A 21,199-nucleotide genomic window follows, 5' to 3' on the forward strand; every position below is an offset into this window, starting at 1 on the left:
ACTATCCGGCCGCAGTGTCGCGGGGGAGCGCAAGCAGCCCGGTGATGGTGATCCGGAGGATGTCGGCGTACATCGCGGCGAAGTCGAGCCTGGCGTCGGCGAGCCGAGGATCGGTGGTGGCCTCGACGACGGTGGGCGTCGGTGTGCAGAACGGCCACAGGCCCGCCACGGCGACGACCGCGATCCTCGTGACGTAGAGGGAGGCCTCCTCGTCGAGTTCCGGTACGCACCGGTGGATCATCCGGCCCAGCCGGCGTCGATGCTCCAGGTCGGCGAGCTTGAAGCGGTGGACGGAGTCGGCCGAGACGTTGCGCTCGAGCACCGTGGCCAGCTGGCTCCACAGCCGGCAGAGCAGGGGGTGCGCGGCCAGCGTGCGGGCCCAGGTCTCCACCAGCCGCTCGATGCCGCACGGGCCCGCGCCGAGCTCGCGATCGAGCTCGTCGAGCCAGCTCGCGAGACTGCGGTGGAGCAGTTCGAGCAGCACGCCCTCGCGGGTGCCGAAGTAGCGGACCACGTTGCTCTTCGGGATGGCGAGCCGGCGGCTGAGCTCGCGCAGGCCCACGTCCTCCAGGGGCACCTCGGCGAGCATGGCCTCGGCCGCCGCGAGGATGGCATGGCGCCGTTGGTCCTGCTGCTCCGGTCGCCTGGCGCGTCGGAACTGCGGTTCCGGCGGATGGCGCACCGCGCACCCCCTGATGTCTCGTGGTTCACGGGACACCCTAGCGGACCACTGGACCCTTGTTAGCGGTCCAGTGGACCGATACTATGGGCTCCCGTGAACGAAGCACAGATCACGCTGGGGCACAGCACGATCCGGATCAGGCCGATCGGCCTGGGCTGCATGGGGATGTCGCAGTTCTACGGCACCGCCGACCGGCAGGAGTCGATCGCGACGATCAGGGTCGCCCTCGACTCGGCGGTGAACTTCTTCGACACCTCCGACATCTACGGGGCAGCGGGCTCCGTGCCGACGGGGAACGGGTTCGGGCACAACGAGGCGCTCCTCGGCGAGGCGGTCCGCGGGCGCCGCGACGAGGTCGTGCTCGCGACGAAGTTCGGTGCGCGGCCCGTGCCCGACGGCGGGGTGGTCTTCGACGGCCGTCCGGAGTACGTCCGGGCCGCGTGCGACGCCAGCCTGGCGCGGCTGCAGACCGACCACGTCGACCTGTACTACTGCCACCGGCTGGACCCGACGGTGCCCGTCGAGGAGACCGTCGGCGCGATGGCCGAGCTCGTCACCGCCGGGAAGGTGCGGACGATCGGGTTGAGCAACATCGGCGCGGACGCGCTGCGCCGGGCCGCCGCCGTCGCGCCGATCTCAGCCCTGCAGAGCGAGTACTCGCTCTGGGAGCGCGGGATCGAGGCCGAGGTCCTGCCGGTGTGCCGCGAACTGGGCATCACGCTGGTGCCCTACAGCCCGCTGGGCCGGGCGGCGCTGACCGGCAACGTCGGGAGCGACACCCGGTTCGACGCGGGCGACTTCCGCTCCACGCTGCCGAAGTTCTCCGGCGACAACCTCCGGCACAACCTGTCGCTGGTCGAGGAGCTTTCGCGGTTCGCCGACGCTCGCGGTGTGACAGCAGGACAGGTGGCTCTCGCGTGGCTGCTCGCCCAGCCCCATGACGTCGCCCCCATCCCCGGCACGAAACGGGCGAGGTACGTGCGGGAGAACGCGGCGGCCACGGCCGTCGCGCTGAGTGCCGACGACGTGGCCGCGCTCGGGCAGGTCTTCTCCCCGGACCGGGTGCGCGGCGGCCAGTACGGCGAGCTGGGCGTGCGGAACCGCTGACCGCTCTCCCGCGGGAAGCGGCCCGGCGCGCCTCCTGCGGCGCGCGGCTCAAGATCGCTAACGTCGTCCGGTGCTCGGGGTAAGTCATGCAACATCCGGCGCGGCCGCAGGCCTCGCCGTCGCAGGTTTCGCGCAGCAGTGGGTGGAGATCGACTCGAGCGCAGGATCGGTGCTGACCTTCGCGACCGTGTGCGCGGGCGCCGCGCTGCTCCCGGACCTCGACCATCCGTCGTCGATGGCCACCAAGCGGTTCTCCGTCGCGTCCTGGCTCGCCAGCAACGCGGTACGGCCGCTGTCCGGGTTCGTCTACGACCTGACCCGGGGCCGGCGCGACACGGGCAAGGGCACTCACCGAGGTCTGACCCACACCGTGGTGGCCGCCGTGCTGCTCGGGCTGGCCATCAACCTCGCCTCGGCACGGTGGGGCACCCCGGTGCTGGTCGGGACGCTGTTCGTCTGCATCGCGCTCGCGATCAAGGGGCTCGACGCGATCGTGCCCGGCCCCCCGTCGCTGGTGATCGCGGCGGGGCTGACCTACGCCGTGGAGGAGTTCGTCCCCGGCGGCACGGCCGGCACGGCCGGCTGGCTCGGCACCGCGGTGGCGCTCGGCATGGTGGTGCACTCGATCGGTGACGCGATCACGGAGTCCGGTGCGCCGCTGCTGTGGCCCATCCGGATCCGACGGCGCAGCTGGTACCCGGTGGGGACCCCGCGCCCATTGCGCTTCCGGACGGGCGGCGTGGTGGAGACCTGGGTGGTGGCGCCCGCCCTCACCGTGGCGACGTTCCTGCTGGCCGCGTACGTGGTGCCGGGGGTTGCCCCGTTCCTGCTGGACCTGCGCGTCGGGTTCGAGCGGCTCGTCGCCGGGGGCTGAGCGGCGACGCACCGGCGCCCGGCCGGTCCGCAGGGACGATGATGGTCACGTGGACGACGACGCAGAGCTCAAGCCGCGCCCGGTGATCGGCGTGCTGCACCCCGGCGCCATGGGCGCCGCGCTGGGGTCGGCCCTCAAACCTGCGGCCGGTGCCGTGATCTGGGCCGCTGCCGGCCGGAGCAACGCCACCTCGAAACGCGCCGAGCTCGCCGACCTCGTCGGTGTGCCCGATCTCGCCTCGCTGGCGCAGCGCTCGGACGTGATCATCTCGATCTGCCCGCCGCACGCCGCCGTCGAGGTGGCCGAGCAGGTGGCCGAGGCGCTGGGCGACCGCCCGGACCGGCCGGTGTACGTCGACGCGAACGCCGTCTCCCCGGACACGGTGCGGCGGGTCGGCACGGTGCTGGGTGCCGAGCACGTCGTCGACGGTGCGGTCATCGGGCCGCCGGCGTGGGAGGCGGGCCACACCGTGCTGCTGCTCTCCGGCGCGGCGGCCGGCGCGGTGGCCGGCCTGCTGCGCGGGTCGCCGTTCGAAGCCCGCGTCCTCGGTACCGAACTGGGCACGGCGAGCGCACTCAAGGCCTGCTACGCCATGCAGAGCAAGGCGATGCCCGCGGTCTGGCTCGCGGTCGCCGCCGCGGCCCGCGGCTACGGCGTGCAGGACGCGCTGGGCGACCTGCTGGCCCGCGACGGGGTGGACCTCACCGCCGTCCTCGACAAGCTGGAGGCCCAGGCCGGCCCGAAGGCGTGGCGCTGGGTGGGGGAGATGGAGGAGGCAGCCGACACGGTGGCGGCCGTGGGCGTCCCGGACGGGTTCTCCCGCTCGGCCGCGGAGATGTACCGGCGGATGGCGCAGGAACGCGGGACCGGCTCCTGAACCGAACGACCGCCGCCGCACCGGGGGGAGGTTGGGCGGCGGCGGTCGACGGGGCGGGGTGTCGCCCCGGTCTCGTGGTTAGTGGCCCGCCAGATCCGACGTGTCGCGCACGTCCTGGCTCCACCCGCGGTTGCTCACCGAGTCCCAGCCGCGGTTGCCGGGCACGTCGTGCGAGGCCTCCGCGTTCGGCGCGCCGCCGAGGAGGATCGCGCCGGCCATCGCGCTGAGGAGAACAGCAGTGACGGTCAGTGACGTGCGTTGCATGAGGGACAGCTTGGACTGCTGGGGCCTGTGGGTCCTCATCGTCCCGGCATTTCTCACTCGAAGGTGTTCCGACTCGCCGCAGGTCAGGTGACCAGGGCGAGCACGCTGTTGTCGGCCGACTCGAGCCGGTGGGGCCCGGGGCGGCCCGGGAACGACCGGCGGTCACCGAGCACGACCCGGCGTCCGCCGTCCGGGTCGACGAGGTACGTGCCGTCGCCGTCGTGCACCACGAGCTCGTCGCCCACGCGCAGCAGCACCGGCGCGTCGCGCCCCGCGCTCAGCGCGATCCGGCCCGCGTCGATGCCCGCGAGCACGTCGTCCCCGGCGCACTGCACCCAGGTGGTCGGCACCCCGAGCGGACGGCCCTGGGCGGGGGTGTGGAAGTCGCTGCCGCCGAGCGGGAGCACGGCCGGGTCCCAGGCCAGCCACCAGGCCAGCGGGCCGCCCCAGCGTCGGTCGAGCCAGGTCCAGTGCCAGATCTCGGCGAAGCGCGGTCTGCGGACCATCGGGTGCCGCCACGCGCAGTCGTTCGCCAGCGGGTGGTTGACCGACAGCAGCCCGCCGCGTCGCTCGGTCTCGGCCAGCCAGTCGTCGGCGGGGCGGCGGAAGTCGATCCAGCCGATGTCGCCGAAGGCGTTGGCGTGCCCGGTGTCGCGGGTGACCTCCTGCCCGGGCAGCAGCAGCACTCCGGCCCGGCGCCCCGCGGCGGGGAGCGCGGGGTGGTGGCTCACCGTGTTGTGGTCGGTGACGGCCAGGAAGTCGAGGCCGCTCGCGGCGGCGAGGCAGGCCAGCTCGTCGACGGTCAGCGCGCCGTCGGAGTGCACGGTGTGGCTGTGCAGGTCACCGGCGAGCCAGCGCAGGCCCGGTTCGGCCGGCAGCTCGCGGCGCGGCGGCCGGGCCGGGACGGGCGGAGCGGCGGGCTGGGGCGGCACGGGGGGAGGGGCGTCGGCGCTGGTGTCCACCACCAGCTCGTACGCGAGCCCCTCGACCGGTACCCGGTGCAGCCCGAGACAGACGTGCCAGGTGCCGGCGTCGAGCGGTCCGGGCAGGTAGCCCGGCGTCGCCCGGTCCGCGGTGATCGTGAACGAGTCGCGGGCCCCGCCGGACCAGCCCCGGAACCCCGCGGGGGAGAAGCAGCCCAGGTCCAGCACGCCCGCGCCGCGGTCGAACGCGAGCCGGACGGCGAGGGCACTCGCCCCGGCCGGGACGTCGACCGGGAGCTCCTGGTAGAAGTTCTCGGCGCGGTCCTCGAGGCTCCAGCGGCCGCGGTGCACCGTCCGTGCCACGGTCAGTCCCCCGCGCCGGCCAGCACGGGCTCACCCGCGCCGGCCCGCTCGCTGCCCACCAGCTCGCCGTCGTCGTGCCGGTAGAGCAGCACCCGCTCGGGCGCGGCCACCGCCCACCCGCGCGAGCCGATCTCAGGTTCCTGCCCCTCGGGCACGGTCACCTGCACGATGCGTGCGCCGTCGGCGCCCCCGGGCACCTCCAGCGAGACGAGCGAGCCCACGCCCATGTTCTCGACGATGGCCACCACGCCCTCGATGCCGGTCGGCTCGGCCTCGCGGTGCAGGGTCATGTACTCCGGACGTGCCGCGAACACGAGCTTCTCCCCGTCGCGGACGTGCGGGCCTGCGGCCGCCGGCAGCGGCAGCGTCGTGCCCGCCACCCGCAGGGTGTCGCGGTCGGCCACGGCGTCGAGCAGGTTCATCGGCGTCGACCCGATGAAGCTCGCCACGAACGTGCTGGCCGGGCGCTGGAACACCTCGGTGGGGGTGCCGATCTGGCGGATCCGCCCGGCGTCCATGACGGCCATCCGGTCGCTCATCGCCAGTGCCTCGGCCTGGTCGTGGGTGACGAAGACCGTGGTGACACCGAGGTCGCGCTGCAGCCGCTTGAGGAACGTGCGGGCCTCCAGCCGCAGCCGGGCGTCGAGATTGGACAGCGGCTCGTCGAAGAGGAAGACCTTCGGGTGGCACGCCACCGCCCTGGCCAGTGCCGCCCGCTGCTGCTGGCCGCCCGACAGCTGGCCGGGGCGCCGGTCGAGCAGGCCGCCCAGGCTCAGGCCCTCGGCGGTCTCCTCGGCCTTGGCGTGGCGCTCCGGCCTGCCCATCTTCCTGATCCGCAGGGGATAGGCGATGTTGTCGCGCACCGTCATGTGCGGGAAGAGCGCGTAGTCCTGGAAGACCATCGCGATGTCGCGGGCGCCCGGTGCCAGACCCGTGACGTCGCGGCCGCCGATCAGGATGTGGCCGCCCGTCACCGTCTCCAGGCCGGCGATGGAGCGCAGCAGCGTGGTCTTCCCGCAGCCCGACGGCCCGAGCAGGGCGAAGAACTCGCCGTCGGCGATGGTGAGGTCCAGGCCGTCGACGGCACGGACGCCGCCCGGGTACTCCTTGACCAGCCGGCGCAGCTCGATGTCGGCCATCAGCGCTTGATCCCTCCGTGGAAGCGGAACCCGTAGCGCCGGTTGACGAAGACGTACATCGCGACGACGGGGATCGAGTAGAGCAACGAGAACGCCGAGATCAGCCCCAGGTCGGCCTGGCCGCCCTCGGTGTAGAAGGTGTAGAGCACCACCGCGGCCGGGGACTTGTCCGGGCTGCGCAGCAGGATGAACGGGGTGAGGAAGTTCCCCCACACGTTCACCACCGTCCACACCGCGATCGTGGCGATCCCGGGCCGCACCACCGGCAGCACGATGTCACGCAGGATCTGCAGCGGCCCGGCGCCGAACACCCGCGCCGACTCCTCGTAGGAGCGCGGGGTGGCGTCCATGAAGTCCTTGAGGATGAAGATCGCCGCCGGCAGCAGCCCCCCGCTCAGCACGAGCACCACGCCGAGCTGCGAGTCGATGAGGTTCAGCTCGAACATCAGCAGGAAGATCGGCACCATCGCGGCCGTGCCGGTGACGATCGAGGAGAGCAGCAGCAGCGCGTAGAGCAGGCCGTCCCGGCCCGGGATCCGCACCCGGGACAGCGCGTACGCGGCCAGCGCGCCGAGCACCGTCACCACCACCATGGAGCCCAGCGCCAGCAGCACGGAGTTGCCGAGCGACGCGAGGGCGTACGGGTTGTCGAGCAGCCCCGCGAAGTTCTGCCAGGTCCACTCCGGGAGCGAGGTCGTGAGCGTGGGCGTGCGGTCGAACGGCGCGAGGAGCAGCCACAGCACCGGGAGGGCCATGAACGCGGTGATGACGGCGATCAGCACGTAGAAGCCGACCCGGCCGACGAGCTCGCGCGGGCTCATGACCGGCGCTCCCGCAGCAGGCGCAGGTAGACCACCGCGAGCACGAGGTTGATCAGCAGCATGAGCAGCGAGATCGCGGTGCCGAACCCGAGCTGCCCGTCGAAGATCGCCGACTCGTAGACGAAGACCGGGAGGATCTCCGACCGGTTGTCCGGCCCGCCCGCCGTGATGAGGTAGGGGGCGAAGTCGTTGAACGTCCAGAGGCTGATCAGCAGCAGGTTGGTGAGGACGTGGCCGCGGATGTGCGGGAAGACCACGTCGCGCAGCTGCTGCCACCCGGACGCGCCCACCATGCGCGCGGTCTCGAGCTGGGACGGCGGCACGGCATTGAGAGCCGCGCTGAACAGCAGCATCGAGAAGGCCGTGCCGCGCCACGTGTTGAACACGATGATCGACAGCATCGGGTACTCGAGCAGCCACGCCATGCCCGGCGTGCCGAGCAGCGCGTTGACCGTGCCGCTGTCGCGGTCCAGCAGCGCGATCCAGAGGAACGCGACCACCGAGCTCGGCAGGATCCAGGCCAGCATCACGAACGACTCGACGACGCCGCGCACGACCCGCGGGACCGTACGCAACGTCGCGGCCAGTACGAAGCCGAGGATGCTCTGCCCGATCACCGCCGAGCCGATCACGTACAGCAGCGTCAGCCACAACGAGTTGAGGAACTCGGGGTCGCGCAGGGCCTTGACGTAGTTGTCGAGCCCGACGAACTGCGGCCGCGCCGCGGCGATGCCGGTGAGCCGGTAGTTCGTGAGCCCCAGGTAGAGGGTCCACAGCGCGGGGTAGACCAGGAAGATCGCGATCAGCACCAGCGCGGGCACGACGAACGCCGAGGCGCGGACCCGTCCCAGGCCTGCGGCGTCCGTCGCGGCCTCCCGCGCGGGGGCGAGGTCAGCCGGAGGTGATGTCGTCAGCGCCACCGAGCGCACCCTCCAGAGCGGTCCGGTACTCCTGCGCGGCCTGGTCGGGCGCGGTGCCCGCGACGACCGCCCCCGTGGCCTCCTGCAGCGCCTGCGACACCTGCGGGTACTCCGCGAGGCCCGGCCGGTAGGCGGTGATGGGCAGCACCTGGGTGGCCACGAAGCCGAGCATCGGGTCGTTGCCGAGCACGTCGGCGTTGACGTCGTCGCGCTGGGTGATCCGCGCGGTGGTGCCCAGCTGGGCGCGCACGGCCTCGGCCGAGTTCATGAACTGGAGCAGCTGCCACGCCTGCTGGGGGTACTGGGTGTGGGGGTTCAGCGCGCGCACGGAACCGCCGGACATGCTCACGAAGTCCTGGCCGCCCAGGCCCTTGCCCGGCTGCTGGGCAGGGATCTTCGCGTAGCCGACCACCTGGTCCCGGTTCGGCATCGGAGCGATGCCGTCCGTGGGTGACACGACCGCGCGCCAGAAGTAGTCGCTCTCCAGCAGGATGCCGATCCGACCGGCCGCGAACTCCTGGAACGACTTGTCCCGGCCCTTCGCCTCCTGCTGCAGCTGGGGATCGCCGAGCCCGCCGCCGTAGATCGACTGGTAGAACCCGAGCGCGTCGCGCAGCTGCTGGGTGTCGCCCAGCCACTTGCCGTCGGCGTGGAGCGCGGCACCGGTGCCGGCCAGCAGGGGGAGCACGCCCTGCATGGTGGTGGCCTCGCCCATCGCGGTGCCGGCGTTGAGCTGGATCGGGTCGACGCCGGGCAGCTGCTTGAGCTTCGCACCCGCGTCGAGCACGTCCTGCCAGCTGGTGGGCTGCCAGTCGGCGGGCAGCCCGGCCCGGGCGAACAGCTCCTTGTTGAAGAACAGCACCCGGCCGTCGGTGCCGTACGGGACGCCGTAGCGCTGCCCGTCGAACGTCGCCAGCTGCTCGACGGGGTCGGGGATCTGGGCCCAGCCGTCCCAGCTGCCCGCGGCCGGGCCGACCAGCTGGTCGAGCGGCTGGATGTAGCCGGCCTGGGCGAACTCACCCACCCAGATGCCGTCGAGCGCGACGATGTCGGCGCCACCGCCGCTGCGCATGTCGAGCGACAGCTTGGTCTTGTACTGCTCGTCGTCGACGCCCGACGGCTGCAGGGTGACGGTCGCCTGCACGCCCTGGTCGGCCATCCGCTTCGTGAACTGCGGGATGACGTAGTCGACGATCCAGTCGGCCTCCTGGGCGTTCTTGCCGCCCTGGGCCACGTTGGCTGCGATCGTCAGGGAGACCGTCGTGGCGTCGGCGTTGCGCTGGGGGTCGCCCCCGCTCGCCGTCCCGCCACCTGCGCAGCCCGCGAGCGCGAGCGCGGTCACCGCCGCGAGTGCCGGCGCGATCCGGGCCGTTCTGCTGCCTGCCATGCCCACCTCATTGTGCGTACGTGACGACATGATCAGCGGGACTATGTCATGACTTATCCGGGTTCGTCGATGACAGTTGGATATCGGCTCAGCGTCCGGATATCAGCTCAGCGTCCGGTGAGTGCCACTTCGAACGAGTACCGCGAGGCGCGGTAGAGGTGGTCGCCGTACTCCACCACGACGCCCCGGTCGTCGAACGTCGTGCGCCGCATGGTGAGCAGCGGGGCGCCCCGCGGCTCGTCGAGCAGCCGGGCCTCCGCCCCGGACGCCTTGCGGGCGCCGATGCTCTGCTGCGCGGCGGCGAGCGTGACGCCGGCGTCGCGCAGCACCTCGTAGAGGCCCCGCTCCTCGAGCACCGCAGGGTCGAGCCGGACGAGGTCGGCGCGCAGGTGGTTGCGCAGGATGGCCAGCGGCTCGCCCCGCGTGCGGCGCAGCCGCTCCAACGCCAGCACCGCGGTGCCCTCCGGCACCTCCAGGGCCGCCGCGACCACGCCCGACGCGGCCTGCACGGTGTGGGACAGGACCGCGGTCGTCGGTTGCTGGCCGGAGCCGGACAGGTCGTCGAACAGGCTGGTGAGCCCCACCGGGCGGCGCACCCGGGCTCGGGCGACGTGCGTGCCGACCCCGCGCCTGCGCACCAGCAGGCCCTTGTCCACGAGGTACTGGATCGCCTGGCGCATGGTGGGCCGGGAGAGCCCCAGCTCCTCGGCGAGTGCGATCTCGTTGTCCAGCCGCGCTCCCGGGGGGAGCTCACCGGACTCGATGGCCTGCTCGAGCTGGCGGGCGACCTGGAAGTAGAGGGGTACCGGGCTGGCCCGGTCGACGACGACCTGCGGGCGGCCGGCCATCACTCGCTCCCCGTTGCGGTGGACTCGTCGATCCGGACGGTCGCGATCTCCCAGGGGCGCAGCGACAGCTCCAGCCGCCCCGCGGTCACCGGCAGCTCCCGCGTGGTCCGGCCGCGCAGGTCGACGGCGCGGGCGGCGGCGAACGGGCCGCTGAGCACCGCCGTGGCCGGCTCGGGGGACTGCGCCACCATGCGCACCTCGAGCCCGCCGTCGCGGCGGCGCACGCTCGTGAGCGCCGCCCCCTCGATGGCCAGGCCCCGGTGGCTCTCCAGCGGACCCATGACCTCTGCCTCGCCCGGGGCCGCGTGCAGCGGGTGCCGGTAGCGCTCGCCCGCGCCGACGAGGTCGGCGTCGACCCAGGTGCCGGCGTGGGGGAGCACCGCGAGCGCGACGGTGGTGGTGCCGATCATCTGCGCCTGCGGGGTGGGGATCTGCGGGCCCGCGGGCTCCTCCCGGTACGGGTGCACGTTGCGGCTGATCTGTCCGGTGCAGCGCAGGACGGTGAGGGCCAGCTCGCCGTCGGCCAGCTCGTACTCGCAGGCCTGGGTGAGCAGCAGCCCGGCCCCACCCGCGTCGACGAAGCCGTGTGCCGGGAACGTCGGCAGCGGGTGCTCACCGCTGGGTGCGGAGCCGGCCGACCGGGCGTCGAGACCGTCGCCGCCCTCCGCGGTGAGGCCCCGCTCTACCACCGCGAACTGGCCCTCGGCGTGCGACGCCGACGCCGGTCGGGCCGGCGGCACGTGCAGGCGCACGCGGTGGTCGGCGCTGCGGTTGTCGATCGCGAGCTCCAGGCGCACGAACCGCTCGCCCGCGCGCAGCTCCACCCGCATCGACACGCTCGCCGGTTCGCACGCGTCGCTGCGCCGGTCGTGCTCCCAGTCAATCGCGGCGGGCCAGGAGTAGGAGCGGTCCACGGTGATCGCGGCGCGCAGCGGCCCCCCGTCCGGCGCCGTGACCTCGACGGTCAGCGGCGCGTTCAGCACGGTGTCGGTGGCGGGCGGCGCGTAGTTGTAGGTGTCGCCGCGGTCTGCACCGTCGACGATCTGGCCGACGCCGTCGAGCACGGTGCCGTCGGCCGCGGCGATCCGCAGGGTGCCGTCGTCGTGCACGTCCACGCGCACGAGGCCGTTGTCGAGGCAGCGGTCCTGCGCCTGCACCGGATGCGGGACGAGGTCCGGGACCGGCGCTGTCGCCCCGATGGCTGCCACCGGCCGGACCGAGGCCCAGCCCAGCGCGGGCACGGTCACCGGTCCGGTGAGCACCCGGCGCTCCCGCGCGCGCAGCCGGACCGTCCAGGTCCCGTCGACCGCTGCGGCGGCGACGGCGGCGCGCAGGGCGTCCGGGTCGAAGGGCTCCGCGCCGCCGTGGCGGGCGAGGTCGAACTCCAGGACGCGCTCGCCGGCGTGCACCGCCCACGTGACGATCTCGAGGCCGAACAGCTCGCGGCCGTGGATGCGCGGGAAGAACGTGGGGAGCGCCGCGGCGGCCATCCGCTCCTCGTGCAGCAGGGCCGGGGTGCGGCTCTCGACCTGCGTGGGTGCCACGGTGCCGTCGGCATGCTGCAGCGCGACCGCCGGCCACTCGGCGGGCACCTCCAGATCCAGCGTCACGAGGTCGGTGCGGTCGGCCGGCGACGGGTTGACCACGACGACCGCGTCCCGGGGGACGCCGCGCCCGATGCCGCCCACCACCCGGTCGCGGACGGCCTGGCCCAGCTGCTCGGCCTCGGAGATGCGGGCGAACACCTGAACGGCGGTCTCGTCCACACCGCATCCGGTGACGGAGTCGTGCCCCGACGCGTCGACGAGCCGCCACCAGGCCATGTCCAGGAACCGCTGCGGCCACGTGGGCGACCACAGGGCGGCCAGCGGCTCGGCGTAGCGCTCCACCATCCGCTCGGCCCGGGCCATGGCCTGCTTCAGGTGCGGGCGCACCGACAGCACACCGGGCAGGATGTTGGCCGCCGCGTGGCTGCGCAGCTCACCCCGCACGACCGCGATGCGGTCGTCGTCCGCGTTCCGCGCGGTGATGTAGTCGCCGAGAGTGGTGATCTCCATGTGCACCGGCGCGCCGTCCTCCGCCAGCCCGGACACGAGGCCGACCAGCGAGCGCACCGGGGCCGAGTGGTCGGTGCCGTACATGCCCAGCACCGGCTCGGTGCCGAACACCGGGCGCAGCGCGGCCTCCAGCGCCACCGCGCGCTGCGCGAACAGGGCGGGGTCGGCGAAGAGGGACGCCGCGTTGCCGTAGCCCCCGACCAGGTACTCCACCCGCACCGCGCTGCCGTCCGGTGCGACCCAGCGGAACGCGTGACCGTCCACGGAGGCGGGCACGCCGCGCCACAGGCAGGCGTGGGCGAAGCCGGCGGAGGCGAGGATCTGCGGCATCTGAGCGCAGTGCCCGAACTCGTCAGGCAGGTACCCGACGGGCATCGCCGCACCGAGCTCGTCGGCCCGGGCCCGCCCCAGCTCCAGGTTGCGGATGATGTTCTCGCCGGAGACCAGGAACTCGTCGAGCAGGATCTGCCACGGACCGACCGCGAGCCGGCCGCGCCGCACCAGCGTCGCGATGCGGTCCCGGTTCTCGGGGCGCACCTCGAGGTAGTCGTCGACCGCGGCCATCTGGCCGTCGAGGGTGAAGCGGAAGCGGGGGTCCGCCTCGGCCCACTCGAGGACGTCGTCGAGCAGGTCGACCAGCCGGAGCCGGAAGCGCTGGAACGGCTCGTACCACTCTCGGTCCCAGTGGGTGTGCGGGACCAGATGGACGGTCGCCGAGCCCGTCGTCGCCTGCCCGTTCGCCGCGGCCGCGCCGGTCGTGGTTGCGCTGGTCGGGACTGCCCCGGTCGTCGTTCCGGTCATGCGCTGGCTGCCTCGCTTCGATCGGGGTGCCGGGGCCCACTATTGGTCCTGACAACCTAACGATCATCGACGAGTATGTCGATGGTGACCGGTTCGTCCCGGGTCGCCGCCGCGTCCGGTGTCAGCCGGACGGCCCGAACCGCTCCACCCGGATGCGCTCCACCGGCACGCCGGCCTCGAGCAGCACACCGGTGGCCGCGTCGGCGAAGCCGGGGGAGCCGCACACGTAGACGTCCTCGCCGCCGCGCACGAGCGGCGCGATGTCGGCCACGGCGATCCGGCCTGCCGTGCGACCCGCTCCCGGTGGGGCCTGCCGGGTGTAGACCACCACGGTCTCCGGTCCGGGCAGTTCGTCGGCGTAGTAGAGCTCGCCCGGTGAGCGGGCCGACACCACGAGGCGCACGAGATCGGAGTGGCCGGTGGCCCGGGCCTCGCGCAGCATGGCCATCAGCGGCACCACGCCGGAGCCGCCACCGACGAGCAGTGCCGATGTGTCGCCCGTCCAGACGAAGAAGCCGCCGATCGGCCCGCGGACCTCGAGCTCGTCGCCCGGCTGCACCACCTCGTGCAGGAACTCGGAGACCTCACCGCCCTCCAGCCTCTCGACCGTCAGCTCGATCTCGCCGGACCCGTCGGGCGCGGAGGCCACCGAGTAGGACCGCGATGCGGTGTAGCCGTCGGGCGCGGTGAGGCGCAGGACGTAGTGCTGCCCGGCGAGGTGGGGGCGCGGTTCCGGCAGTGCGAGGCGGAACGTGCGCGCCCGCGGCGTCTCGTCCCGGACGCTGAGCACGCGGGCCGTCTGCCAGCGCAAGGTCCGGCGGTGGGTGGTGTCACCGGGGGTGAGGCTCATCGCCGGGCCACCGACCTGAACGGTTGCGGGTACGTGTTACGTCGCATGGACACTCCAGGACCGGGCTGGACGGGCTTCGGGTGGTCGGCCCGACCGCCCAGGAGACTGTACGGCGTCGCGCCGGCGGGCGGCGCCCGTCGGGCCGGCGCCCGCGCAGCGACCGCGAGCCCGGGGCCGAGCATCTCCACGCTGCCGGACCATCGATTATCCGGCCGACGGCGATATGCGCTCCGTCCGATAATCCGCCGGTGTCATACGGAACCGAGAATATCCTCGACCATCGCATAAACCGCGTCGCGCTGCTGTGACGGGAGCTTGGCCAGCTCCTGCGCCATCTCCTCCAGCGTCAGCACCCGCCGCCTACTGGATTCTCCCAGATGGTCGCGGACCTGCTGTTCCGCATAATCCGTGAGGTAGCCCAGATCGACGAGGATGGCCCACCGCAGCTCCGACAGGGTCAGCCCGGGCAGCCGGGACAGGGCGTCGATCGTCGCCGGGTGCGGCGCCCGCATCGAGCCGTCCGACGATACGTGAGCCGACTTGTGTAACCGTTCTATCGTCGCGTGCGACAGGCCGGTGAGGCGCGCGGCGTCCCGGTAGCTGTACTGGCCGCCGACACCGGCCCGCGTGAGTAAGTTGCCGATCTCCGAGGTTGTCATGATCTTCTGCTGCTCCGTTCGCGAGCCTTCGTCTCGGGTTACGGGCCGCCCGTGATCCGTGGTGAATGACCATTGGCGTGATAGCGGTCGTGAAAGCGCTGGTGAGGGCCATGATCACGGATTTGCGTCGTGATCATCGGTGTCCCGTGTTGTTTGACACAAGCACCGCCCGGGTGTACCAATGGTTCCTCCGAACTGATCTGCATGAACAACATCAAACAGGGCTGTCAGCGGAGGACGCAGCCGCCCTTCGGCGGGCCTCGCCCTTCCCAGTGACCTGCACCACCAGGTGACGATAACAGAGAGTATGGCACGTCGTGGCAGGTTCGTCTAATCAGGTGAGACAGCGGTGGGGGTGGAACAACTGGTTAAGGGTGAAGTGGCCGCGCGTCTGTGAGTAGGTGGTCCCTCCGTCGTCGGGAGTCGGACGGGTCGGGTCCAACGTTTATCCATATCGGTAAGCGTGACGTCCGCTACCGCGTTTCGGAAGTCGAGGCCGAACAAATGCCCGGTAGTATCCATCCGCCGCCATCGCCGACCTGGCTGGTCGCCAGGCCGACCACTCCGGACGAAGGTCTCAGGGTTCCGCCGTGAACGAGGCGTCACACATAACAGGACACGGTGCCGACCGTCCCGACGAAAATCCCGATGATAATCCCGAAGAGAACTTCGATGACGAGCACGGTGTGGAACGCGGCGACGTGGCGGTCGCGGACTGGTACATCGAGGCGCTGAAATACATCCTCGCCTCGATACTCGAATCGAACGAGCAGGACGGCGACAACCACCGCATGCTCGTCGACGGTCGGTGTGTGAGCTGCGGCAGATCCTTCGTCGTCCTCGTCGTGCCGACGCACATCATGGCCAACGCCATGCGTATCCATAACATGGCCGGGCCGCCCGAATAATCTCCGACCGGTTGCTGTCTCCGGACATCGGCCGGTCCCCGAATCTACGACTCAGGTACTCGGTGTCACATCAGATACGACAGGAGAACGTCATGGCAGGCGAAATCTGGAAACCCCGCAGTCGTGCTCTGCCCGAGGACGGGGCGAACATCCGCACGGCCCCGTGCGGGCCTGACGGGGCCACGGGGCAGTCATGGAGAAAGTAGACGGCGACGACGAGGATTGCTGGGCTGCGGTCCGGAGGATCGGTGAGGCCCTGGTCCCGGACGGGCAGGGGGCCGGCGGTGCTGCTTTCCGGGCGTTCCTGATCTACCGGGCCGAGCACGGCGGGCCGGCGAACCACGGGCCGACGTGCGGGGATGTGCTGGACGCCGGCAACGGGCTCGGCAGCGTGCTCGCCGAGATCAACGTGGCGCTGGGCCTCCCTCCGACCACGCCGGCGAGCAGGACGATCAGGGCTGCGCGCACGACCGCCGCGGCAGCGCGAGAAAACTCGGTACCGGCAGCGGGGCCGCAGCCTGCGGGACGCGCGGTCTATTACGGTGCCGTCATCGGTACCTCGGACAAGGAGTTGACCCCCGAGCATGAAACGGATGACCAATGAGGTGCCGGCCGGGGTGAGCCGGGCCGGGCTCCCCTCGGGGGAATGGTTCGATCGGCCCGTTTCGCCTGCTCGCACTGTCACATAGGATCAGACGTGGCACGCGCGAAGCTGTCACCTGTGAAGACCGACGAGATACTCGGCACGATCTCGCTCATCGCAGGAGAGCGCGCCCTGTTGTCCAGTGGCGAAATCCGAGAGTGGACCGGGCGGGCCTGGAAGATAATTCCGGGTGACTGGCGGCCGCCTCGACCGGATCGCCGATGAGCTGATATCGAGGCGTGGCCGGCCGGGCGACGTGGAGTGCCTGACCGTATTAGCGGGACCTAGCGAGGTGGCAGCATGACGTACGCCCGTTCGATTTCTTCGATGACTCCTTCGTTCGTGATCGGTCGGCGGTCGGCGAGTGTGCTGAGTGCCGAAGCCGTGCCATGAACGACTCGCCGCGGTCATGCCATGTGCTGCGGTCCGGGGCACAGCACCGAGGGCCGGCCCGTCGAGCGGACGGCTGATCGGCATGGCAGATGACGGCGGCAATCTCCTCACGGTTTATCTCACGCTCGCGCTGAGCGCGATAACCATGCTGGTGTTGATCAGCGCGAAACTACGGGAGTTGCTGGCTCCGATTTTCTGGTGGCTCGGTCGCGGCCGGGCCCTGGGCAAGATAAAGCGGGTGGACGACGCCGAGGACGCCCGGGTCGCCGACCTGACCCGCCAGGTGGAGTACCTGGCGTCCCGCGTCTCGACGCTCGAGGCGGACGCTGCTGCCCATCGGATCATGGTCATGGAACATGCGACATGGGACGTCTACGCGATTATTGAGGCAGGAAAGGCCGGGGTGACGCTGGAACCACCGCCGGCTCTGCTCACCCACCATATCGTGACACGGGAGGTCTGAATGAGCGTGCGCTGGGGCGATTGGCGCCCCCTCGGTCCACAGACACAGTCGAGGATGTCGCGGCACGACATCATCTGCCTGCATACGATGGTCGGCACCCTCGCCGGCACCGATTCTTATTTCCGGCAGTCCGGATACGGCGGCACCGAGTCCCACTGGGGGGTCGGTGGTGATGGTCGGGTGTTCCAGTGGCAGGACACGGACTACGTGGCCGAGGCCAACCTGAACGGTAACCATCACGTGCTCTCCGTGGAGACGGCCGACATCGGTCCGGAGTTTCCCCGATGGGACACGGCCGACGGCACTGAGGTGCCGGCGTGGACCGAGGCGCAGATGGACTCCCTCGCGGAGATCATCGCCCGGTGCTGCGTCGAGTACGACATCCCCTGCGTGCTGATCCCGGACAGCCTGCCGGGTCGGCGAGGCGTCGGGTATCACCGTCAGGGCGTTCGGCCCTACATGGTCGCCGGCGGGGAACTATGGTCCGCCGCCAACGGCAAGGTTTGTCCGGGAGACCGGCGCATCGCACAGATTCCGGCCGTGATTTCGAAAGCTCAGGCAATTATCGGAGGTAATGACATGTCTGCTGAGACCGAACGCAAGATCGACGAGATCCACACCGAGCTCGTCAAGCGCCTGGACTCCCGGGTCCACCACATGGGCGACCCGGACAACATGTACGGCCACGTGGTGTCGGTACGGAACATGCTGACCGACATGCACCGGCAGCTCTGCGCCGTGCTCGACGGCATGGCCGGTCGACCAGGCCCTGACCGGGACACCCAGTGGGGGCACAACATGTCGACGTTCGCGCGGGTCAAGCGCATGGAAGCCAAGCTCGCGGAGATCAAGACCACCCTCGCAGGCCTGCTGCCGGAGGAAGGTCGGCAGAAATGATGATCGGGACTGCGCAGCTGCTCTCGCTGGTGATCGGGATCGTGCTGCCCGTCGTGGTCGCCGCGGTCACCCGCTATGCGGCCTCGGACGCGATCCGGGCCGTGGTGCTGGCGGCGCTGGCCGGCACGACGGCGGTTCTCACCGAGTGGGGCAGGGCCGTTGCGGCGGGCGACGCGTTCGCATGGCAGGTCTCCGCGTTCGCCGCACTGGGCACGTTCATCGTGGCCGTGTCGACGTACTTCGGCCTGTGGAAGCCGACCGGCGTCGCGGAGGCGGTCAAGCTCGTGCCCGCCGGTTTCGTCGGCGGCCGTCATGCGGCGAAGGGCAAGGATTGACATGGCCGTTCTACGCATGCAGCCGGGGACAGCCGCAGCCCGTCGCGCTGCACTCGCTGCCGCGACGGTAGTGCTCGTGGGTCGCCACGGTGTGTCCGCAGGCGCAGAGGCCGGTCGACGGCGGGCGACCGGCGAGGATCGCCCACGTCGCCCCCGTCACGATCAGTGTGAGAAGGACGGTGGCGGGATGGTCGGAGGCGAACGCGAACGCGTCCTTGAGGAGCGAGCGGATCCAGAGCCAGGCGGCGGCGGTCCTCAGGACCACCGGCTGCGGTCGAGGGGTGGCGCAGTCGGACCTGCCCGACGGTTGCCGTCCGTGAGTCGGGAAGCGTGACAATGGTGTGGCATCACGATATACACATCGATCATCCCCCTTGAGGCTCTTTGTCACCTCCGAGAGTCCGCGTACATTTCCGAGGTGTCAAGTGTGATGTGACAGGTTCACTCGCTTGCGACCGGGAATGCAGATCCCCGGCGCCGGTCGGGGCCGGACCATTCGGCCTCGGGATTTCGGTTCGTCGATTATCGCACCGCCGGGGTGTGTCGGACGAATATGTGGCCGGAAACGAGATACGGACGTGAGTGGGGGCGATCGCGGCGGTGCACCGGCGTATTGAGCGGCTCGTGCTGCTCGTTACTGATATGCGCACTCGGGCGCCGGCGCGGTTGGTCACGCGCCGGCGCCGGGGCCGGTCGCCATCCGCGTGAACGGGCTCGGGGAAGGGCTGAAGGTGCGGTCAGGCCATCGCCCCGACGGCAGCCTGAGTGTCGTCCGCGGGCTCGTCGGCTTCGAGGTCCGGCCCGGCGGCCGCGGAGTCCGACACGAGGAACTCGGCGGGGATCTGGCCTCGTGCAACGCCCTCGCGGTACCCGGCCAGCACGTGGGAGGGGAGACGGCCGCGAATACCGATCTCGCCGCCTGTGCTCTTGAACCACGCACGGGCCATGGCGTTCTCGTCGTTCGCCGCCGTGATCTTGCCGGCGGTACCGGTCGGTGCGGAGGTGGGCCTGCCTGCGCCGTTCCTGCGCCGCGCCGCCACCGGCCCGGGCCGGACGATCCGGGCGAACGTGATCCACTTCTCGAAATCGGCGCTGATCGCTGCTCGGTTCTCCTCGCCGAGATCGATTTCGTAGGTCGTGCCCTGGAAGGCGAACGTGACCTGGGCACCCTCTGCCGGGATTTCTTCGCCAGAGACGTCGTCGACGAACTGCATGCGGGTGCCCATGGGGATGCCCTCTCCGTTCAGGGGATGGAAGAATGGATCTTGACCGGGGGCTGTCAGAAGATGAAAGACACCGTAGGGCACCCGGTCGGATTAGCGCAACTCATTCGCCTGCGACACTCCGGAATGATGTGTTTGTCGACGACAATGGTCAGTCGATCGGCCAAAGATGCAGGGGGAAACTTCGAAAAACTCACATCGACGGTGGCAGGCCACCTGCCTGTGAGGATCCATGAGGTGAGTCGGCGAGTCGGCCGGATGGGCCGCTCCTGCGACGTGCGGCGAGCGGTCCGCCGGAGGCGCGACGGGCGGGTTACGTATTTCGAGTTTGCTTCAATATCGGCGAGATAATATCCGCTGGATATCTGATTTCGAGGGCAGGGTGAATGCCGCGGCCGGCCGCCCGGTCCGGCCTCACCCCGCCCCGCCCGTGTCGTCCCTGCCGGGAAGGGGTCGTCAGTCGCCCTGGTAGCGCTGCTCGGCCCAGGGGTCGCCCCGGTCGTGGTAGCCGTTGCGCTCCCAGAACCCCGGTTCGTCGTGGTCCATCAGGCGCAGGCCCGACACCCACTTCGCGCTCTTCCAGAAGTACAGGTGCGGCACCAGCAGCCGCGCGGGACCGCCGTGCTCGACGGTCAGAGGAGACCCGTCGGCGTCCCAGACCACCCAGGCCTTGCCGTCGGTGATGTCGGCCAGCGGCAGGTTCGTGGTGTAGCCCGTGTGCGACACGGCCATCACATGCGTGGCGCTCGGCAGCGGGCGCGCCGCCTCGAGCAGGGTGTCGACGGAGATGCCGTCGAAGGTCATGTCGAACTTGGACCAGGTGGTGACGCAATGGATGGCACCGTCGTAGCGGGAGCGGGGGAGGGCGTGGATCTCGTCCCACGTCCAGCTCACCTCGTGCTCGACCAACCCCTCGACGGTGAAGGTCCACGTGTCGGTGGAGATCCGCGGGGTGGCTTCGGCGTGCAGCACCGGCCACTGGTCGCGCGCGTCGTACTGGCCAGGGGGGAGCCGGGGGTCGCGTTCGCCGCGACGCCCGAAGAATCCTCGTGTGATGCCCGCCATGGTGGGATAAGTCCTCCGGGAGCCCGTTTCATTCCGACGTGGGGGCGCCCGGAGTGGCGGTCGACCTCTCCCGTGCCCGGCGCAGGCGGTCGAGGTCGCCCTCCGCGAGCGCCGTCCAGAACCGTAGCGCGGCGTACTCCATCTCGAGGCCCAGTTCCAGGGTGATCATCCGCGGGCGGCTCGCGGGATCGCCCCCGAACCGCTCCACCATCGCCTCGTAGACCGCGATGCGCTCCTGGTGCTGCTTGATCTGCTCGGTGGCCAGGGTCGGGACGTTGCCCGGCTCGCCCACCTCGTTGAAGAACAGCTTGAGCTCGGCGATGTCGCGCATCTGGAAGTGCTCGTCGGTGGGCGAGGCGAGCCAGGCCCGCAGCGCGTCCCGCCCGCTGTCGGTGAGGGAGTAGGTCCGGCGCCGCCGCCCGCTGTCCTCGACCGACAGTGCGAGCAGCCCGGCGGCGGCGAGGCGTTCCGGCTCGGAGTACAGCTGCGCGTGGGGGAAGTTCCAGAAGTAGCCGACCGAGTGCCCCACGGCCCGCTTGAGGTCGTACGGCGTGGAAGGCCCACGTAGCGCGATCATCCCCAGCACGACGTAGGACGTCGGGGACAGCCGGACCGTGGACACGGTCCGGATCCTAGCGAACCATCCGGGTAGGACCGTCCGGTCTTGCCGGTCGGTGTCCCTCCGGCACCGTTTGCGACA

At 71.0% G+C, this 21,199-nt stretch carries 23 protein-coding genes; 8 read left to right on the plus strand and 15 right to left on the minus strand.

Annotated elements, in window-relative coordinates; genetic code table 11:
* Position 1: 1 nt before the first annotated feature.
* Entirely contained in the window at positions 2 to 682 is a 681-nt protein-coding gene (locus ACQPZA_RS17515) for a TetR family transcriptional regulator (protein ID WP_433282347.1), read from the minus strand.
* Positions 683 to 775: 93 nt separating this feature from the next.
* On the opposite strand from ACQPZA_RS17515, the gene ACQPZA_RS17520 reads away from it, so the two are divergent.
* The 3 genes from ACQPZA_RS17520 (at position 776) to ACQPZA_RS17530 (ending at position 3,540) form a co-directional block, all read left to right on the plus strand.
* Positions 776 to 1,789 carry an aldo/keto reductase gene (locus ACQPZA_RS17520; RefSeq protein ID WP_433282349.1) on the plus strand — a complete coding sequence of 338 codons (1,014 nt, stop codon included), beginning with the start codon at positions 776 to 778 and terminating at the stop codon, positions 1,787 to 1,789.
* Positions 1,790 to 1,859: 70 nt separating this feature from the next.
* Complete coding sequence (locus tag ACQPZA_RS17525; protein ID WP_433282351.1) at positions 1,860 to 2,663, plus strand: metal-dependent hydrolase; 804 nt, start codon at positions 1,860 to 1,862, stop codon at positions 2,661 to 2,663.
* 49 nt (positions 2,664 to 2,712) lie between these two features.
* A complete protein-coding gene (locus ACQPZA_RS17530; RefSeq protein WP_433282353.1) occupies positions 2,713 to 3,540 on the plus strand; it encodes a DUF1932 domain-containing protein in 828 nt (275 codons plus the stop codon).
* 78 nt (positions 3,541 to 3,618) lie between these two features.
* On the opposite strand, the gene ACQPZA_RS17535 is transcribed toward ACQPZA_RS17530, so the two are convergent.
* The 10 genes from ACQPZA_RS17535 to ACQPZA_RS17580 all read right to left on the minus strand — a co-directional run bounded on the left by ACQPZA_RS17535 (position 3,619) and on the right by ACQPZA_RS17580 (position 14,572).
* Positions 3,619 to 3,804 carry a hypothetical protein gene (locus tag ACQPZA_RS17535; protein WP_169398607.1) on the minus strand — a complete coding sequence of 62 codons (186 nt, stop codon included), beginning with the start codon at positions 3,802 to 3,804 and terminating at the stop codon, positions 3,619 to 3,621.
* 83 nt (positions 3,805 to 3,887) lie between these two features.
* Positions 3,888 to 5,090 (minus strand): CehA/McbA family metallohydrolase, encoded by a 1,203-nt coding sequence (locus ACQPZA_RS17540; protein WP_433282355.1) that lies wholly within the window; start codon positions 5,088 to 5,090, stop codon positions 3,888 to 3,890.
* A gap of 2 nt (positions 5,091 to 5,092) precedes the next feature.
* Positions 5,093 to 6,229, minus strand: a complete 1,137-nt coding sequence (locus ACQPZA_RS17545; RefSeq protein ID WP_169394827.1) for an ABC transporter ATP-binding protein — start codon at positions 6,227 to 6,229, stop codon at positions 5,093 to 5,095.
* Entirely contained in the window at positions 6,229 to 7,050 is an 822-nt protein-coding gene (locus ACQPZA_RS17550) for a carbohydrate ABC transporter permease (protein ID WP_169394826.1), read from the minus strand. Before ACQPZA_RS17550 ends, ACQPZA_RS17545 begins: the two co-directional genes overlap by 1 nt.
* Positions 7,047 to 7,970 (minus strand): carbohydrate ABC transporter permease, encoded by a 924-nt coding sequence (locus ACQPZA_RS17555; RefSeq protein ID WP_433282358.1) that lies wholly within the window; start codon positions 7,968 to 7,970, stop codon positions 7,047 to 7,049. The genes ACQPZA_RS17550 and ACQPZA_RS17555 overlap by 4 nt, the downstream gene beginning before the upstream one ends.
* Complete coding sequence (locus tag ACQPZA_RS17560; RefSeq protein ID WP_433282360.1) at positions 7,942 to 9,357, minus strand: extracellular solute-binding protein; 1,416 nt, start codon at positions 9,355 to 9,357, stop codon at positions 7,942 to 7,944. Before ACQPZA_RS17560 ends, ACQPZA_RS17555 begins: the two co-directional genes overlap by 29 nt.
* Before the next feature lie 107 nt (positions 9,358 to 9,464).
* Positions 9,465 to 10,205, minus strand: coding sequence for a GntR family transcriptional regulator (locus ACQPZA_RS17565; RefSeq protein ID WP_433282363.1), 741 nt, complete (start codon positions 10,203 to 10,205; stop codon positions 9,465 to 9,467).
* The gene (locus ACQPZA_RS17570) at positions 10,205 to 13,063 is read right to left on the minus strand and encodes a hypothetical protein (protein ID WP_433282365.1); all 2,859 of its coding nucleotides are present in this window, start codon (positions 13,061 to 13,063) and stop codon (positions 10,205 to 10,207) included. The genes ACQPZA_RS17565 and ACQPZA_RS17570 overlap by 1 nt, the downstream gene beginning before the upstream one ends.
* A gap of 121 nt (positions 13,064 to 13,184) precedes the next feature.
* Positions 13,185 to 13,913 carry a ferredoxin reductase gene (locus ACQPZA_RS17575; protein ID WP_169394821.1) on the minus strand — a complete coding sequence of 243 codons (729 nt, stop codon included), beginning with the start codon at positions 13,911 to 13,913 and terminating at the stop codon, positions 13,185 to 13,187.
* A 251-nt stretch (positions 13,914 to 14,164) separates the two neighbouring features.
* Positions 14,165 to 14,572: a hypothetical protein gene (locus ACQPZA_RS17580; RefSeq protein ID WP_169394820.1), complete on the minus strand. Its 408-nt coding sequence runs from the start codon at positions 14,570 to 14,572 to the stop codon at positions 14,165 to 14,167.
* 590 nt (positions 14,573 to 15,162) lie between these two features.
* Here ACQPZA_RS17580 and ACQPZA_RS17585 point away from each other — a divergent pair.
* From ACQPZA_RS17585 to ACQPZA_RS17605, 5 genes are all read left to right on the plus strand, one after another.
* Positions 15,163 to 15,480, plus strand: coding sequence for a hypothetical protein (locus tag ACQPZA_RS17585; protein ID WP_433282367.1), 318 nt, complete (start codon positions 15,163 to 15,165; stop codon positions 15,478 to 15,480).
* 193 nt (positions 15,481 to 15,673) lie between these two features.
* Positions 15,674 to 16,084 carry a hypothetical protein gene (locus ACQPZA_RS17590; protein ID WP_433282369.1) on the plus strand — a complete coding sequence of 137 codons (411 nt, stop codon included), beginning with the start codon at positions 15,674 to 15,676 and terminating at the stop codon, positions 16,082 to 16,084.
* A 514-nt stretch (positions 16,085 to 16,598) separates the two neighbouring features.
* Positions 16,599 to 16,979, plus strand: coding sequence for a hypothetical protein (locus ACQPZA_RS17595; protein WP_433282371.1), 381 nt, complete (start codon positions 16,599 to 16,601; stop codon positions 16,977 to 16,979).
* Positions 16,980 to 17,033: 54 nt separating this feature from the next.
* Complete coding sequence (locus ACQPZA_RS17600) at positions 17,034 to 17,876, plus strand: peptidoglycan recognition protein family protein (protein WP_433282373.1); 843 nt, start codon at positions 17,034 to 17,036, stop codon at positions 17,874 to 17,876.
* Positions 17,873 to 18,211, plus strand: a complete 339-nt coding sequence (locus ACQPZA_RS17605) for a hypothetical protein (protein WP_433282375.1) — start codon at positions 17,873 to 17,875, stop codon at positions 18,209 to 18,211. The genes ACQPZA_RS17600 and ACQPZA_RS17605 overlap by 4 nt, the downstream gene beginning before the upstream one ends.
* Positions 18,212 to 18,221: 10 nt before the next feature.
* Here ACQPZA_RS17605 and ACQPZA_RS17610 read toward each other — a convergent pair whose 3' ends face one another.
* The 4 genes from ACQPZA_RS17610 to ACQPZA_RS17625 form a co-directional block, all read right to left on the minus strand.
* Positions 18,222 to 18,476, minus strand: a complete 255-nt coding sequence (locus tag ACQPZA_RS17610) for a hypothetical protein (RefSeq protein ID WP_433282377.1) — start codon at positions 18,474 to 18,476, stop codon at positions 18,222 to 18,224.
* Between the two features lie 472 nt (positions 18,477 to 18,948).
* Positions 18,949 to 19,437, minus strand: a complete 489-nt coding sequence (locus ACQPZA_RS17615) for an Lsr2 dimerization domain-containing protein (RefSeq protein WP_433282379.1) — start codon at positions 19,435 to 19,437, stop codon at positions 18,949 to 18,951.
* Positions 19,438 to 19,890: 453 nt separating this feature from the next.
* Positions 19,891 to 20,499, minus strand: coding sequence for a sulfite oxidase-like oxidoreductase (locus tag ACQPZA_RS17620; RefSeq protein ID WP_169394812.1), 609 nt, complete (start codon positions 20,497 to 20,499; stop codon positions 19,891 to 19,893).
* 28 nt (positions 20,500 to 20,527) lie between these two features.
* Positions 20,528 to 21,121: a PadR family transcriptional regulator gene (locus tag ACQPZA_RS17625; RefSeq protein ID WP_433282381.1), complete on the minus strand. Its 594-nt coding sequence runs from the start codon at positions 21,119 to 21,121 to the stop codon at positions 20,528 to 20,530.
* Positions 21,122 to 21,199: the final 78 nt, after the last annotated feature.

This window comes from Pseudonocardia xinjiangensis, assembly GCF_050948425.1.
Classification (GTDB): Bacteria; Actinomycetota; Actinomycetes; order Mycobacteriales; family Pseudonocardiaceae; genus Pseudonocardia; species Pseudonocardia xinjiangensis.